Raw genomic sequence first — 15,803 nt, forward strand, 5'->3', positions numbered from 1 at the left:
TGAAACTCCCTTTTGATAGAGTTTGCCTGTTCAATTCCAGTGTGTTCAAATAGTGGTTGTAAAGTACTGCAAAGATGAATACACATTAATAAGCTGTGTTTTTAAAATATTTTTTGGCATGATAATCTTGAGGCTTAGAATAAAGCTTTTGGTTATTGGTTTTTCATTTTATAAGGATTATCCCGAAAGTGCAGGATAGTAATGAGCGGATGTTGAGGTAATATTGGTTAAAGACTCCAGGAGCTCTTTAACTGAAATAACCAAAGAAATGAAAAGACCTAAAGTAACCTACTGTGTTCTTTTAGCCCTATTGTTGGGATTATTTTACAATGCATCAGCTGCTGATATTTGGGTAGCGAAAAATGGCAGTGATGCCAACAAGGGGACCAAACAGTCCCCGCTGGCAACTGTTCATATGGCTTTGCGAAAAGCAAGGGAGTTGCGGCGACTACAGGATCCTTCCATAGCAGGCGGAATCCAGATTATTGTTGAAGATGGTGTTTATAAGTTCTTTGAGCCACTTTTGATCCGTCCTGAAGATGCCGGGACGGCAACGAGCCCTACCACAATCAAAGCGGCACCAAATGCCCAACCAGTTTTTTCGGGAGGGGTAACTGTAAAAAATTGGAGAAAAGCCCCTGATGAAATCCAAGGGTTTCCCGCGGAGGCAACAGGAAAGCTATGGGTGGCAGAAGTCCCTTTGGAAGGAGGCCAAATGGTAGAATTCCGCCAACTCTGGATCAATGGCCAAAAAGCAAAAAGGGCTACGAATCTTGATGAAGGTGAATTGGACAGGATTCTTTCAGTGGACAGTGCCCGGCAAGAAATGTGGATTCCCACACCAAAATGGGATTTCAAGAATCTCGATCAGTTGGAATTTGTCATTCACCAATGGTGGGCCATTGCCAACTTGAGAGTAAAATCAGTAGAGGTATTAGGCGAAAAAACCAAGCTCACTTTTCATCAGCCAGAAAGTCAAATAGAATTCCAACATCCTTGGCCAGCACCGTTTATCGATGAAAAAAAAGAATACAATGGCAATTCGGCTTATTATTGGCAAGGAGCAGCCGAACTGCTCAACCAGCCTGGAGAATGGTACCTAGATAAGAAAGGGGACAAAGTCTATTACTGGCCTAAAGCCGGAGAAAATATGCAGGAAGCAGAGGCCATTGTACCTTTTTTGGAAACCATCGTTCAGGTGGAAGGTAACGCAGATCATTTGGTTGAGCATGTGGAATTTGTGGGAATAGGTTTTGAACATACCACTTGGATGAGGCCATCGCATCGGGGACATGTGCCCTTACAGGCAGGCTGGTACATTTTGGAAGCTTACAAACTCAAGCAACCAGGGACACCTGATAAGGCCAGTTTAGAAAATCAAGCATGGACTGGCCGTCAACCTGCTGGAGTAGCGGTTAATTATGCCAAAAAAATCCGTTTTGAAAGATGTCGCTTTGAACACATGGCCGCAACAGGATTGGATTTCGTGGAAGGAGTCAGTAACAGCGAAATAATCGGAAATGTATTCAAGGATCTCGGAGGTACAGGCATTCAAGCAGGGTATTTCGGTGGGCCTGATTTTGAATCCCATTTGCCTTATAATCCCATAGACCAAAGAGAGCTGGTGCACCACTTGACCATTGCTAACAATTACATTACCAATGTGACGAATGAAGATTGGGGTACGGTAGGGATCAGTGTAGGGTCGGCCCATGATGTCAATATTGAGCACAATGAGGTGAGCGATATCAATTATTCCGGGATTTGCGTGGGATGGTTTTGGACCAAAACCATTACCTCCGCCAAAAATAACCGTATCCATGCCAACCGTATCCATCATTTTGCAAAGCAGATGTACGACGTGGGAGGCATTTATACCCTCTCTGCCCAACCCAATACTGTGATCAGTGAGAATGCCATCTATGATCTTCAAGACGCGCCTTATGCTCATATGCCCCATCATCATCAATATATTTACTTTGATGAGGGCTCTTCTTATATCCGAGCCATCGACAACTGGACCGAAAAAGATAAATTCTTTTCCAACAGTCCTGGGCCAGGAAATCTTTGGGAAAACAATGGCCCCAAAGTGGATTTGTCCATCAGGAAAAAAGCAGGATTGGAAGAAGATTATCAAAATATCAAGGAGTAAGAATTAAGCAGAGAGTAGTTAGTAAAAGGTAGCAAGAAGGGAGACTGGAGGCGGGTAAGCTGTTCGGGATTAGCAACCCCAAAAGTCAATCTATGGGTAGCAGGAACAAAGTTTTAGTAACAAACTAGCGCACCTTCTAACCACTCAATGCTCCCGACTTACTTCTAAAATTCAGTATCTAACATCTAAAAAAATGACAAAAGAAGGAAAGCTTAGGTTAGGGATTTTGGGATTGGGAGAAGGGCGAAGCACAATGTCTGCGGCCCTTAGCAGCCAAAAAATCCAACTGGTCCAAGTATGTGACCGCAACGAAGAACTTTGCCAAAAGCGAGGCAAGGAGTTTGACTTTTTCAACTATACCACACGCTATGAGGACATGCTGGAAAATCCTGAAATCGATGCGATTGCCATTTATACCCCGGACAAGCTCCACGCCATTCATATTAAAATGGCCATGGAGCATGACAAGCATGTGGTCTGCACCAAGCCATTATTGGATGACCTGACAGAAGCCAGGGATCTGATCGACTTGCAAAAGAAAACCGGAAAGCGGCTATTTGTGGGGCAGAGCAGTCGGTTCTTTGAGCCCATGAAGCGACAAAATGCAGACTATAAAAAAGGTCTTATTGGAGACCTAATCACCGTGGAAGCTTATTATCATGCTGATCACCGATGGTTTTTGGAAAAGCCTTGGTCATTGGAGCCTGCTTTCAAGTGGCTATATGGTGGATTGAGCCATCCGGTGGATTTTATTCGGTGGTACCTGCCAGATATCGAAGAAGTAATGGGCTACGGTATGCTCAGCAGCAATGGTCAAAAAGGTGGTCTGAAAAACTCCGACACTATGCACTTCATTTTCAAAGCAAAGGATGGGCGAGTAGCAAGGGTTTCTGGTGCATATACCGGACCCGTCCAGCCTGCCGTCAGGGACAGTGAAATGAGCTGTATACTTCGGGGCACGGAAGGATGTAGCCAAGGGGATTACATGGATTTGCGCTACGCGATTACTGACAATATGGGAGAAGAACAAGTGGTCACATGGGAGCACAAGTCCAAACATTATTTCCGGTTTGAAGGAAAAAGCCATCACGCAGGGGAGTACAACAATTACCTTGAGTACTTTGTGGACAGCATAAACTATGATTTTGTGGCCTATCCAGATTTGGTCGAAGGTATAGGAACCATTGCCCTACTAAAAGCAATGGAAAGGAGTCTTGCCAGCGGAAGGCCTGAAAAGGTTTCTGAAGTGATTGCTGAATTTGGACTGGAAAATTACTTGAAAAATTAAGCTTGCATCGGTGTTAGCCCTCGCCCTCTTCCATACTAAAAAGTAAGATTGCAAAATGGCGACGATACACGTGGAGATCAAACCCAAAATTATCCATGGAAATACATGACATACTTCAGCCACTGGATTTTACAGTAGTTGGCCTTTACCTTGTTACCCTAATTGGCATAGGTTATTGGGTGAGTTTTAAGAAAAAAAGAGATGCCAATGAAAACCTTTTTTTGGCAGGCAATTCCCTGAGATGGCCCAGTATTGGTTTTACCATGTGGGGTACCAATGTCGGCCCATCCATGTTGATTGCCTCCGCGAGCATAGGCTATACGACAGGAGTGGTAGCAGGTAATTTTGCTTGGTATGCTTTCATCTTTATTTTTTTATTGGCAGTAGTTTTTGCGCCAAGGTATTTGGGAGCTCGGGTACAAACTCTTCCGGAATTTATGGGGAAACGCTTTGGACCTTCTACCCAGAACATATTGGCATGGTACACCATCATCACTGTGCTGATCAGTTGGCTTTCCCTGACCTTATTTGCAGGAGGGATTTTGATTCGCCAGATTTTGGATTTGCCGCTTTGGCTTTCGGTGGTGATTTTGATTCTTATCGCTGCTTTTTTTACCATTGCCGGAGGACTTAAGGCCATTGCCTATACCAATGTTTTTCAAATGCTGCTGTTAATTCTGGTCTCGTTGGTGCTTACACTCACTGGTTTGTATAAAGTCGGAGGGATAGGCGAGCTATTAGCGAATACGCCGGGGGAATATTGGAACCTGTTGTTGCCAGCGGATGACCCCAATTATCCTTGGGTTGCTATTGCGTTGGGATATCCAGTGATGGGAGTATGGTTTTGGTGCACTGACCAATCTATGGTACAATCTGTTTTGGGTGCCAAAAATCTCAAAGAAGGTCAGCTGGGAGCTAATTTTACTGGTTGGTTAAAGATCTTGGATGTAGCCTTGTTTATTATTCCTGGCATCATTTGCTATGTGTTGTTTCCCGATCTTGATAACCCGGATGAGGCTTATATGACCATGGTGACCAAGCTGTTTCCAGTAGGGATGACGGGGCTTGTTATGGCGGTATTGATAGCAGCATTAGTGAGTACCATCGATTCAGCTCTGAACGCGCTGAGCACGGTTTTTACCATGGATATTTATGTGAAAAAGTACAAACCGGCTGCCAGTCAAAAGCAAATCGTCACGATTGGAAGGGTGGTGACTGTCTTGGGGGCCGTGATCGCCATTTTTCTGACTTTGGCGATTGACAGCATCAAGGGACTTAACCTCTTTGATGTTTTTCAGTCCATTTTGGGCTTTATCGCGCCACCAATGTCGGTGGTGTTTCTTTTTGGTGTGCTTTGGAGAAAAACAACCACCAAGGCTGCCAATACTGTATTGCTTTTTGGGACTATTCTTAGCCTTGGCATAGGTGTGTTGTATCTTTGGGTATTTCCGAATGCCGAATATGTCTTTTGGCCTCATTTCCTTCTGCTTTCATTTTATATTTTCGTGTTTTTGGCCGTGCTGATCATGGTGGTTTCCTATATCGACCGAAATAGAAAAGATCCTTATTTAAGCACTTTGGATTATGGAGCCATCCCAAAATTGACCAATCAGGTCAAATGGCTGTGGATTGCCTTGATCATTGTGATGATAGGGATGTATTTGTTGTTTAATGGGCATTAGTCAGGAGTATTGAGATAGAATGAAGAACAAAGAGACAAGACAGGCATCACCGCAACCTCCTAATTACAATACCATTCAATGCTTTATGATCTATTCTCACTCCTAGTCGAGAAAGGAGCAGACTTATTAAATCAAAATTAGTCCTCTACCTTAAGAATTTTGTTCAGTTCTTCTTCTAAATATGGAAAGACACCAACTTCAGCATAGTCTATTGCTGTTCCATTTTTTAAGTGAAATGGAATAAAGTTCTTATTTTTCTTATCAACTGTATCGAACTTATTTAAGCTAAAAAATTGTCTGTTTTTATCATAAAAAACAGGCCATGGATATTCGAGCTTGGTTAATTCTTTAATAAGAAATTCTTTGTCATTCCCTTCAAATACCGATACAATACCCACATCAGGATATTTTCTTTTTAGCTCAGCCCATTGAAATTTAGGAGAAAAGATATAGAGGCTACTTTCATCAAAATTGTGATAGATGAGTATCTGGTTGCCACATGTCATACAAATACTATCTGATGTATTTTCAAGACTGAGGAACTCTAGGCCCTCTGGATATATAATGGGAGATTTTCCATTATTGCAACTAAATATCCCAAAGATTAAAAAAACCAGAATTGGCCTAATATAGTTAGAAAACATAAGTCTAAAACTTTTAATTGAAGGAAGTAGGTCTATTAACCTCTTATAAAAACTCAAATCTTATCATTCATTAAATTAGCAGTACATCATTTATACTGCTCATTAAAATGTTAATCTTTAAATCAAGGAAATATATTGTAAACAAAAAATAAGGTGGGGTATTTTTATCTGAAAAGAACAGTAATGATCCATACTGGCATTACAAATTCAACAAAATGAATGATGTATATTCTACACCTAGTGGGGATAGATATTAGACGTAAGATTTGAGACTCTACAACATGTACGGTCAAAACAGGAGGGGAAAGCACAAGGCAAGTCCCCCTTTAGGAGAATGGAGGTATGTTTAAGCATTATTAACTGATTCAGCTAAGCTAGAAGCTCAATTTTCGAAATGCCTAGGTTATATAGCGTACAGCATAATTAAATCTCCATTTTGATGAATTCAGGGGTACGGGAATGTGCAGGATGGAGAATTGGGATTAGGATCCCATTTTTAGAAATAATAACCAATTGATACAATATAAACCTCCAATGAAAACCCGAAAATATACCCTCCTCCTATTACTTTTTATGTTGTGTTTTGATCCATTAAAGACGCAGGCACAGGAATCAGACGTTCAAGCTACGTGGATCTGGTATCCTGGTGATTACGAAATTTGGTTAAGCAATAAAATGCAAGCCAGAAGGACAGAGCGGGGAGCTTTTTTGCCGCCTCTTTGGCGGTATTACAGTCCTTATGCATTGGTGACTTTCAGGAAAGAGTTTACACTTCCTGCCAAAGACGAAATTCAAATTGCTACCGAGGGACAGTTTAAACTTCAGATCGATGGAATGCAGCAACATGGATCATCCCGAAAGATCAGCATTCCCGCCGGAAAACATACAGTCGTCATCAAAGTTTATAACCAAGAACGTGTACCGGCGGTATTTATCCAAGGAGATTACTTGGTAACCGATGAGAGCTGGGAGGTGACCTTTGAGGACAAGGAGTGGATTGACGAAACCGGCAAGGCTTCTGACCAATCTGGCACCAACTGGGAAGCAGTGGGAACTTGGAATTTTAACTCTGCTGAGGATTTGCCTTCGGAATTTCGGCTGGCCAACACACCGCAATACGCCAAAGCTGTAAAGTCAGCGGGGAATGGAGAACTTATTGATTTTGGTAAGGAGACTTTTGGATATATCCAATTCCACGGCTTAAAGGGAGAAGGGAATGTCAATGTCTATTACGGTGAATCTGAGGAAGAGGCAATGGACAGTGCTTACTGTGAGACTTTAGATTATCTTCACTTTGACGGCAGCCAAGAGGAGGAATATACGATCAAAAACTCCAAGGCTTTTCGCTATGTACAGGTACAGCATGATCCTGAAGTCAGCTACGATTCCATTTCGATGCTGTATGAATATTTGCCTGTAGAATACCGCGGTGAATGGAATTCCTCCGATGAGCTGCTGAACGAAATCTGGGATGTCTCCGCCTATACCATGCACCTCAATACCCGAGAGTTTTTCTTGGATGGGATCAAACGAGATCGATGGATTTGGTCAGGGGATGCCTACCAAAGTTACCTGATGAACTATTATCTTTTCTTTGACAATGCCTCTGTTCGCAGGACACTGTTGGCCTTAAGAGGTAAGGAACCAGTGTCCAGTCACATGAATACCATTATGGATTATTCCTTTTATTGGTTTGTGGGGATTTATGATTATTACCTGTACTCGGGTGATGAGGAATTTATCAAGAACTTTTATCCTAGGATGGTAAGCATGATGGATTTTTGTTTGGAAAGGAGGAATGAAAATGGCATGATGGAAGGATTGCCGGGAGACTGGATCTTTATTGATTGGGCAGATGGATTGAGCAAGCAGGGTGAGGTGAGTTTTGAGCAAATGCTATTCGCCAGAAGCTTAGAGGCGATGGCAGTAAGCGCCGAAATAGCAGGAGATCAAGAAGGGCATCAAAAATACGAAAAGTTGTCTGATGAGATGAAGAAAAAGCTGTTTGAGGTATTTTGGTCCAAGGATCACGAAGCTATTATGCATCAGCGTGTCGATGGCAAAGTACTCGACAATGTCACCCGCTATGCCAATATGTTCGGGATATTCTTTGATTACTTTTCCGAAGATCAAAAAGTGGCGGTCAAACAGTCTGTGTTGCTAAACGATAATGTCCAGAAAATCACCACGCCTTATATGCGTTTTTATGAATTGGAAGCCCTCTGCGCAATGGGAGAGCAAGAATTTGTACTTGATGAAATTCGAGATTACTGGGGAGGAATGCTGGATTTGGGAGCCACGTCTTTCTGGGAAAAATATGATCCGAACGAGTCTGGAAGCGAACATTTGTCCATGTATGGACGGCCTTATGGCAAGAGCCTTTGCCATGCTTGGGGAGCTAGTCCGATTTACCTTTTTGGCAAATATTACTTGGGGGTAAAGCCCCTTTCCGCAGGATATGGAACTTACGAAATACGTCCAGAGCTAGGCGGGCTGGAATGGATGGAAGGAAAAGTGCCGACACCAAATGGAGCTATTTCCGTGCATTGCTCCACTAATGAAATCAAGGTTTCCTCACATGAAGGCGAGGGTGTCCTGATATTTAAGAGTAGGTCCAAGCCAAAGACCAATCAAGGAGAAGTCAATGCATTGGGCGATGGTGAGTATAAGCTTTTCCTAGAGGCTGGGAAGGAGTATTTGGTGAAATACAAGGCTGTGAAGTAGGTGTTTTCGAATGATGGAAGTAGTATGATAAATGTCTTACTTAAGGAATCCTCGTTTTGAAGGAAGATTGGGAAAAGCGGATAATTAATATGAAATCTGATTATCCGCTATGATGCCAGTAACCATACCTCCTTTGCTAAAGTGGAGGGAAGCCTGTCTAACTGCCAGGTAGATCTGAAGACCAAAGCAGTTGATACTTTAATCAAAAGGGTAGTTTCTACTCGCTTTTAATCTTCACTGGTAAAGTTGCGGATATACATAATATGAAATATAAGAATCAATGATAATGATCAGACCAATACGAATCCATAAACTGTTTTTGGGAATTGTAGCTGTTTTTGCGGTGTCAGGGTTGAAAGCACAAGAAACGGAAATCCAGTACCTGTCCGGTAAGGGCTATCAAGATACCAAGGAGTGGGAATTCAAAATTTCCGGAGGCCGAAACAGCGAGGAATGGAGCACCATCAGTGTGCCTTCTGTGTGGGAACAAGAAGGATTTGGAAAGTACCAATACGGCATTAAGTTTTACGGAAAGCCCTTTCCTGATGGGATTGCGGATGAAGTGGGTGAGTACAAATACAAGTTTGATGTGCCCAAGGATTGGGAAAACAAGTTGGTAAGAATTGTTTTTGATGGATCCATGACCGATACAGAAGTAAGGGTCAATGGTCGCTCGGCAGGTGATAAGCATCAAGGAGCATTTTACCGTTTTAAATACGATATCACTGATCTGCTAAAATATGGAAAGCAAAATCTACTGGAAGTGACAGTCAGCAAGGAATCTTCCAATGCCAGTGTCAATTTAGCGGAAAGAAGGGCCGATTATTGGAATTTCGGAGGGATCTTCCGACCGGTGTTTTTGGAAGCTTTTCCCGCAAAATTCATTGACCGTACTGCTATTGATGCGCAGGCCAATGGTCAGTTCAGGGCAGAAGTGTTTTTGGGCCATGCGAGTTCTCAAGATATGAAGGTGGAGGCCAAAGTGATCGATATGGCAGGAAAGCTTGTAGGGAAGCCAATAAAGAAATCCATCATCCAGGGAGGAGATAAGGTGATTTTGGAAAGCAGCTTTGAAGGAGTTGACCTTTGGACAGCGGAAACGCCAAACCTTTACCACATACAGTTTTCTCTTTATGATGGAGACGAATTGGTACATCAGATCGATGATCGCTTTGGTTTTCGCTCTATCGAGTTAAAGGCCAGTGATGGTATTTACATCAATGGCCAGCGGGTACTGATGAAGGGGGTAAACAAACACAGCTTTTGGCCTGAATCCGGTAGGACGCTGAACAAAGAATTGAACTATGCAGATGCCAAGCTGATCAAGGAAATGAACATGAATGCGGTGCGACTTTCGCATTACCCTTCTGATCCGGAGTTTTTGGAAGCGTGTGACGAATTGGGTTTGTATGTACTACATGAGTTGGGTGGCTGGCACGGACACTATGATGAAGCCATCGGCATGAAGCTCGTGGAGGAGCTCGTGACGCGTGATGTTAACCACCCCAGTGTGATTTTTTGGGACAATGGCAACGAGGGCGGCTGGAATACGGAGCTGGATGATGAATTTGCGAAATGGGATCCCCAAAACCGACCCGTGCTTCATCCGCAACAGCTGCTCAGCGGAGTAGAGACGATGCACTATCGTTCCTATGGCGAGACAGAAGAATATTTTAGGGGAGACTATATCTTTATGCCCACGGAATTTTTACATGGCCTGTATGACGGTGGCCATGGAGGTGGTTTGTTTGACTACTGGGAAATGATGCGCCAACATCCAAGAAGTGGTGGTGGTTTTCTTTGGGTATTTGCCGATGAGGGTATTGCCCGCACTGACCAGGATGGCCGAATAGATAATCAGGGAAATTATGGTGCGGATGGCATCGTGGGACCTCACCATGAAAAAGAAGGAAGTTTCTTTACGATCAAGGAAGTTTGGTCTCCGGTGATGGTCATGCAAGATGACAAGTTACCAGTTGATTTTGATGGGACTTTTCAGGTGGAAAACAGGTATGATTTCACCAATTTGAATGCTTGTGGTTTTGAGTGGTCTTTGGGAGCATTTTATGAGCCAGAAGAAGAGAAAAGTGGCCATAAGGTCATTCAATCAGGTAAACTGAGTGGTCCCGATGTAGCTCCACATGGCGAGGGCAAAATTATCATTCCCCTACCATCCAATTGGAAGGAAGCAGATGTCTTATACTTGACGGCCAAGAGTCCAGAAGGTGAAGCATTATGGACCTGGCATTTTACTTGGGAGCAATCAAAGCAATATCTTCAGGCAGGTGCTGGAACAGTCGAATTGGAAGAGAATGAAGGAAACTATGTGGTTTCTTCTGGGGATTTGAAAGTGACCTTTAGCAAAGAGAGTGGACAAATCGTGTCTGTTAAAGAAGGAGGAAAGGATATGGCTTTTGCTGGTGGACCGCGTTTTGTGGCGGCTAGAAGAGGCGACCGGACATTGGATGGAACGGTAGACCCTGAATTTGAAAAGGGGATGGATAGGATTTATAAGGAGCTGGATTTGGAACAGGAGTTAAGGATGATCAATGCAGAGAAGGAGGGAGAGAATGTAGTAGTAAAGGTCAGCTATTTTGGTTCTTTGGAAGAGGTAGTTTGGACTATTCAGCTAGGAGGATTGTTACAGCTGGATTATACCTATACATATAATGGGGTGGTTGAACTGATGGGCGTAAGTTTCGACTACCCTGAAGAAAAAGTAAAGGCCATCCGATGGTTGGGAGAAGGTCCCTACCGTGCTTGGCAGAACCGAATTCACGGCACCACCTTGGATATCTGGGGCAACGATTACAATGATCCTATTCCCGGGGAGTCCTTTACTTATCCAGAATTTAAGGGTTATTTCCACGATTGGCACTGGGCAGCATTTGAAACTGAGGAAGGGAAAATTTACATGGCCAATGACCAGCAAAATAATTACCTGGGTGTTTACACACCTAGGGACGGCAGAGATGCCTTGTTATACACCTTGCCCCAAACAGGACTGGCAGTCTTTGACGTGATCCCCGCGGTGAGAAACAAGGTAAATGCTACCGATTTGGTAGGCCCCTCTTCCCAACCCAAGCATGTAAGGGGTTCGAAATCCAGAAGGGTTTATTTCAAATTTAAAGCAAATTAATTCAGTACATGGCAGGAGGAAGAGGTAAGGACTTCTTGTAGGAGATGACTGAGTTTAATGTTATGTTATGAAAACACCCGAAATAATTTAATGCCTTGATACTTTTTGTATTTTTGGCCTAAAATAATGAGTAGGGCAAGTTTGGATCATATGAACTTGCCCCTGTCCCTAAACGGCAAACTCAACAGGTAAATTTTTAAACGGTGTTAGGTAATGAAGATTCAGATCATAGGAGCTGGGGGGATAGTAAGGGATGCCCATTTGCCCGCTTACCAGTTAGCAAATTTTGATGTAGCAGGGATTTTTGATGTCGATGGGACCAAGGCCCATAAGCTTGCAGAGGCGTTTTCGATCCCCGATGTATATCCATCGATCGCTAAAATGACTGCTGCCGCGGACAAGGAAACTATTTTTGACGTAGCAGTACCGGGAAAAGTAGTATTACAGGTTTTGAGCGAATTGCCCGATGAAGCAGTGGTTTTGATCCAAAAGCCCATGGGTGATGACTTGGACTCTGCCCAAGCTATTTTAGAATTATGTCGAAAGAAAAAACTTAAAGCTGGCATTAATTTTCAAATGCGCTATTCGCCTTACATTCAAAAAGCGAGAGAGATCATTTCCTCGGGTCAACTCGGTGAGCTTTGCGATATTGAGATCAAGATTAATGTCTTTACTCCATGGCATTTGTGGGACTTTTTATTTTCGTCAGAGAGGGTGGAGATACTTTACCACAGTATTCATTATGTGGATTTGGTCCGGTCTTTTTTAGGCAATCCAAATAAAATATATGCCAAAACAGTCAAACATCCCAAAATGCAGAAGCTGGCATCTGTAAAAAGCAATATCATTATGGATTATGGTGAAATGCTCCAAGCCAATATATTGACCAATCATGCGCATGAGTTTGGATTGAAACATCAGCAATCATATGTTAAAATCGAAGGGACAAAAGGGGCGGTTATGGTGGAAATGGGGCTTTACAAAGATTACCCCAGGGGCACAGCCGATAAATTTGAATATGTGATACTGGAAGAAGGTAAAAAACCAGTATGGCAAGAGGTGAAGATTAACGGGACATGGTTTCCCCATGCGTTTATTGGCAGTATGGCCGAGATGAAAAAAGCACTGGAAAATCCTTCTTATGTTCCTGATAACAGCGTGGAAGATTGTATTTATACCATGGCCTGTGTGGAGGCAGCATATGCGTCCAATGATACCGGAGGTGTCCAGCTAGAGCGTGATTTTTGAAACTTTTATTTCTCATGAAATCTTTATCCACCAATTCTGAGTCGATACGATTTTTTGCTTCGCTTTAATTTTCATAACAACTTGATTAGCTGTTTCTACAAGCAGGTAAGTTCAGGATGCTAAGGCCGTACAAGCTATTTACATTTGTTCATAGGGTTTTATTAGGTTTTTAGTAGGACGGGAGCCATACTCCTGTCTTACTTTTTTCATGTGTGAGGCCTTTGTCCTGCCCTTAATACCTATGGAAAGAATTACTGCAACATATTATATAGAAACACCCTATGCGGTGGAGAAGGCAGCTCAAGTATTGGCCGGGGAGCAATCATCCGGCACTTTTGTGGCTGTACCGGGAGAAACGGAAGCCTTAAAACAGCGCTTTGCTGCGCGTGTGGAAGAAATAGAAGAACTGGAGACAGTCTGCGAGCCAGCCATTCCTGGAGCCATTTCACCATCTGGCCAATATCACCGGGCCATGGTCAGGGTGTCCTGGTCCATTGAGAATTTTGGCTATAACCTGCCCACCATGGTTTCTACCTTACAAGGAAACCTGTATGAAATCACGCAATTTACCGGGCTGAAGTTAATGGACCTAGAAGTGCCAAGCTCTTTTGCAGCGCATTTCTCCGGTCCCAACTTTGGCATTAAAGGCTGTAGGGAATTGACAGGGGTGACTAAAAACAGACCTTTAATCGGTACGATTATTAAGCCCAGCATTGGCATGAGTCCGGAAGAAACAGCTGCTTTGGTCAAGACTTTAGCAGAAGCAGGAATAGACTTTATCAAGGATGATGAGCTGATGGCTTCCTCTGCTAATTCACCTTTTGACAAAAGGGTGGAGGCGATCATGAAGGTGATCAATGAACATGCCGATAAAACTGGGAAAAAGGTCATGTATGCCTTTAATATATCCGATGAAATTGATGCAATGCACCGCCACTATGACAAGGTTTTGGAAAGTGGGGGGACATGTGCCATGATGAGCATTAATAGTGTTGGGCTGGCGGGGGTAAAAGCCATTTGTGATCGAGGGGAACTAGCCATTCATGCCCATAGAAATGGTTGGGGTATGCTGAACCGGCACCCTTTATTGGGGATAGATTTTAGGGCCTATCAGAAAATTTGGAGGTTGGCAGGTGTCGATCAGCTACATGTGAATGGCATTCAAAATAAATTCTGGGAATCTGATGATTCAGTGGTCAATTCCATAGAGGCCTGTTTGACACCTTTGCTGGGAGGCTATGAGGTGATGCCAGTGGTCTCATCAGGACAATGGGGCGGTCAAGCTCCCGAGACTTATAGAAGGACCAGTACTACAGATCTTTTATATATGGCCGGTGGAGGTATCATGGCTCATCCAGCGGGTCCTGCAGGAGGGGTAAGGGCATTGCAGCAAGCTTGGGAAGCCGCTGTAAATGGACTGTCTGTCGAGGAGGCAGCGAAGGAATACGAGGAATTTGGGTTGTCGGTAAAAAAGTTTGGTAAAAAGTAATGTCTCCGAATAAAACCAATTTGCTGCTTGCTTACTATGGGGATGACTTTACGGGCTCCTCTGATGCGCTGGATTTTCTGAGCAGGGCAGGTGTCAAAACAGTTTTGTTTATTGCTCCTCCTTCAACCGAGCAACTGGAAAAATATAAAGGTATTCAGGCCATTGGAATTGCCGGGATGACCCGGTCCATGGGACCAAGCGATTTGGAGAAAGAGTTGTCCGAAGCCTTTAGTGCTTTAAAAGTTGCTGGGGCTCCACAGGTGCATTATAAGGTGTGTTCTACATTTGACTCTTCCCCTAAGATCGGGAATATAGGAAAGGCAATGGAAGTGGGAGCGGCGGTTTTCGATACGGATTATATTTCTCTTTTGGTAGCTGCTCCTGCTCTAGGCCGTTATTGTACCTTTGGGAATCTTTATGCAAGAATGGGCATAGGAAGCCAAGGAGCTATCCATCGCCTTGATCGGCATCCCTCGATGAGCAAGCACCCTACCACTCCGGCTGATGAAAGTGATTTGCGCCTGCACTTGGCCAAGCAAACCCAACTAAAGGTTGGCTTGGTGGATATCTTGGAGTTGGGAGATAATAAAATCCAAAATGCACTCCAAAGAGAACTGGATAAAGCTTCTCAAGTCGTGCTATTCGATGCTTTGTATCCCGATCAATTGACCAATATAGGCAAGACGATTGATCTTGCCGGTAAAAATAAGACTCACTTTTCAGTAGGTTCTTCTGGGGTGGAAATGGCTCTTGGAGCTTACTGGAAATCAGAAGGGAAATTGTCCAATGAGGTAATCTGGGCTGATCCAGGAAAAGCGAAACCCTTGTTGGTTCTCTCAGGAAGCTGCTCGCCTGTAACCTCGGGTCAAATTCAATACGCCCTTCAACATGGGTTTGAGGAAATAGCACTTGATCCTGCGAAGTTGATTGATCAAGGAGAAGCAATTGGCCATTATCAAAAAAAGGTGGTGGCTAAGTTGAAGGAAGGCAAACATGTAATTATTCATACTGCCTTGGGAACTGATGATCCTCGGTTGGTAGAGACAAAAAACTTACTGAGCAGTCAAGGGATTGCTCAAGAAAACATTTCCTCCAAAACAGCTGACTTCTTTGGGCAGGTTTTGGGCAGTATCGCAAGAAATGTTGCAGATGAAGTGCCGTTCAAGCGCTTGTTAATAGCTGGCGGAGATACTTCCAGTAAGGTGGCGCGGACTTTGGGGATTGAAGCCGTGGAGATGATAGCACCAATGGTGCCAGGAGCTCCCCTCTGTAAAGCACACGCCCCGGACTCGCCCATTGACGGAATGGAAGTCAACTTCAAAGGGGGGCAAGTTGGAGCTGAAGATTACTTTGTTAAAGTGATGGAAGGACAGATAAATGGATAATTGAAATCAGGTGTAAGACGATTGATGCGAGAGGTTGGAAGACCGAAGTCGG

The 15,803-nt window shown here is 43.6% G+C and carries 9 protein-coding genes; 8 read left to right on the forward strand and 1 reads right to left on the reverse strand.

Annotated elements, in window-relative coordinates; all coding sequences use genetic code 11:
• The first annotated feature begins 268 nt into the window (after window positions 1-268).
• The 3 genes from IFO69_RS13640 to IFO69_RS13650 all read left to right on the forward strand — a co-directional run bounded on the left by IFO69_RS13640 (window position 269) and on the right by IFO69_RS13650 (window position 5,122).
• Entirely contained in the window at window positions 269-2,152 is a 1,884-nt protein-coding gene (locus IFO69_RS13640) for a right-handed parallel beta-helix repeat-containing protein (protein WP_192010676.1), read from the forward strand.
• 193 nt (window positions 2,153-2,345) lie between these two features.
• Window positions 2,346-3,440: a Gfo/Idh/MocA family protein gene (locus tag IFO69_RS13645; RefSeq protein ID WP_192010677.1), complete on the forward strand. Its 1,095-nt coding sequence runs from the start codon at window positions 2,346-2,348 to the stop codon at window positions 3,438-3,440.
• 95 nt (window positions 3,441-3,535) lie between these two features.
• Entirely contained in the window at window positions 3,536-5,122 is a 1,587-nt protein-coding gene (locus tag IFO69_RS13650; protein ID WP_192010678.1) for a sodium:solute symporter, read from the forward strand.
• A 137-nt stretch (window positions 5,123-5,259) separates the two neighbouring features.
• On the opposite strand, the gene IFO69_RS13655 is transcribed toward IFO69_RS13650, so the two are convergent.
• Complete coding sequence (locus IFO69_RS13655; protein WP_192010679.1) at window positions 5,260-5,766, reverse strand: hypothetical protein; 507 nt, start codon at window positions 5,764-5,766, stop codon at window positions 5,260-5,262.
• A gap of 534 nt (window positions 5,767-6,300) precedes the next feature.
• On the opposite strand from IFO69_RS13655, the gene IFO69_RS13660 reads away from it, so the two are divergent.
• The 5 genes from IFO69_RS13660 to IFO69_RS13680 all read left to right on the forward strand — a co-directional run bounded on the left by IFO69_RS13660 (window position 6,301) and on the right by IFO69_RS13680 (window position 15,751).
• Window positions 6,301-8,490 carry an alpha-L-rhamnosidase-related protein gene (locus tag IFO69_RS13660; protein WP_192010680.1) on the forward strand — a complete coding sequence of 730 codons (2,190 nt, stop codon included), beginning with the start codon at window positions 6,301-6,303 and terminating at the stop codon, window positions 8,488-8,490.
• Between the two features lie 286 nt (window positions 8,491-8,776).
• Window positions 8,777-11,629, forward strand: coding sequence for a glycoside hydrolase family 2 TIM barrel-domain containing protein (locus IFO69_RS13665; protein ID WP_192010681.1), 2,853 nt, complete (start codon window positions 8,777-8,779; stop codon window positions 11,627-11,629).
• Window positions 11,630-11,842: 213 nt separating this feature from the next.
• A complete protein-coding gene (locus IFO69_RS13670) occupies window positions 11,843-12,877 on the forward strand; it encodes a Gfo/Idh/MocA family protein (protein ID WP_192010682.1) in 1,035 nt (344 codons plus the stop codon).
• Window positions 12,878-13,118: 241 nt separating this feature from the next.
• Window positions 13,119-14,366: a ribulose-bisphosphate carboxylase large subunit family protein gene (locus IFO69_RS13675; protein WP_192010683.1), complete on the forward strand. Its 1,248-nt coding sequence runs from the start codon at window positions 13,119-13,121 to the stop codon at window positions 14,364-14,366.
• Entirely contained in the window at window positions 14,366-15,751 is a 1,386-nt protein-coding gene (locus IFO69_RS13680; RefSeq protein ID WP_192010684.1) for a four-carbon acid sugar kinase family protein, read from the forward strand. The genes IFO69_RS13675 and IFO69_RS13680 overlap by 1 nt, the downstream gene beginning before the upstream one ends.
• The last annotated feature ends 52 nt before the right edge of the window (window positions 15,752-15,803 follow it).

The organism is Echinicola arenosa (assembly GCF_014841125.1).
In the GTDB taxonomy this organism is placed as follows: Bacteria; Bacteroidota; Bacteroidia; order Cytophagales; family Cyclobacteriaceae; genus Echinicola; species Echinicola arenosa.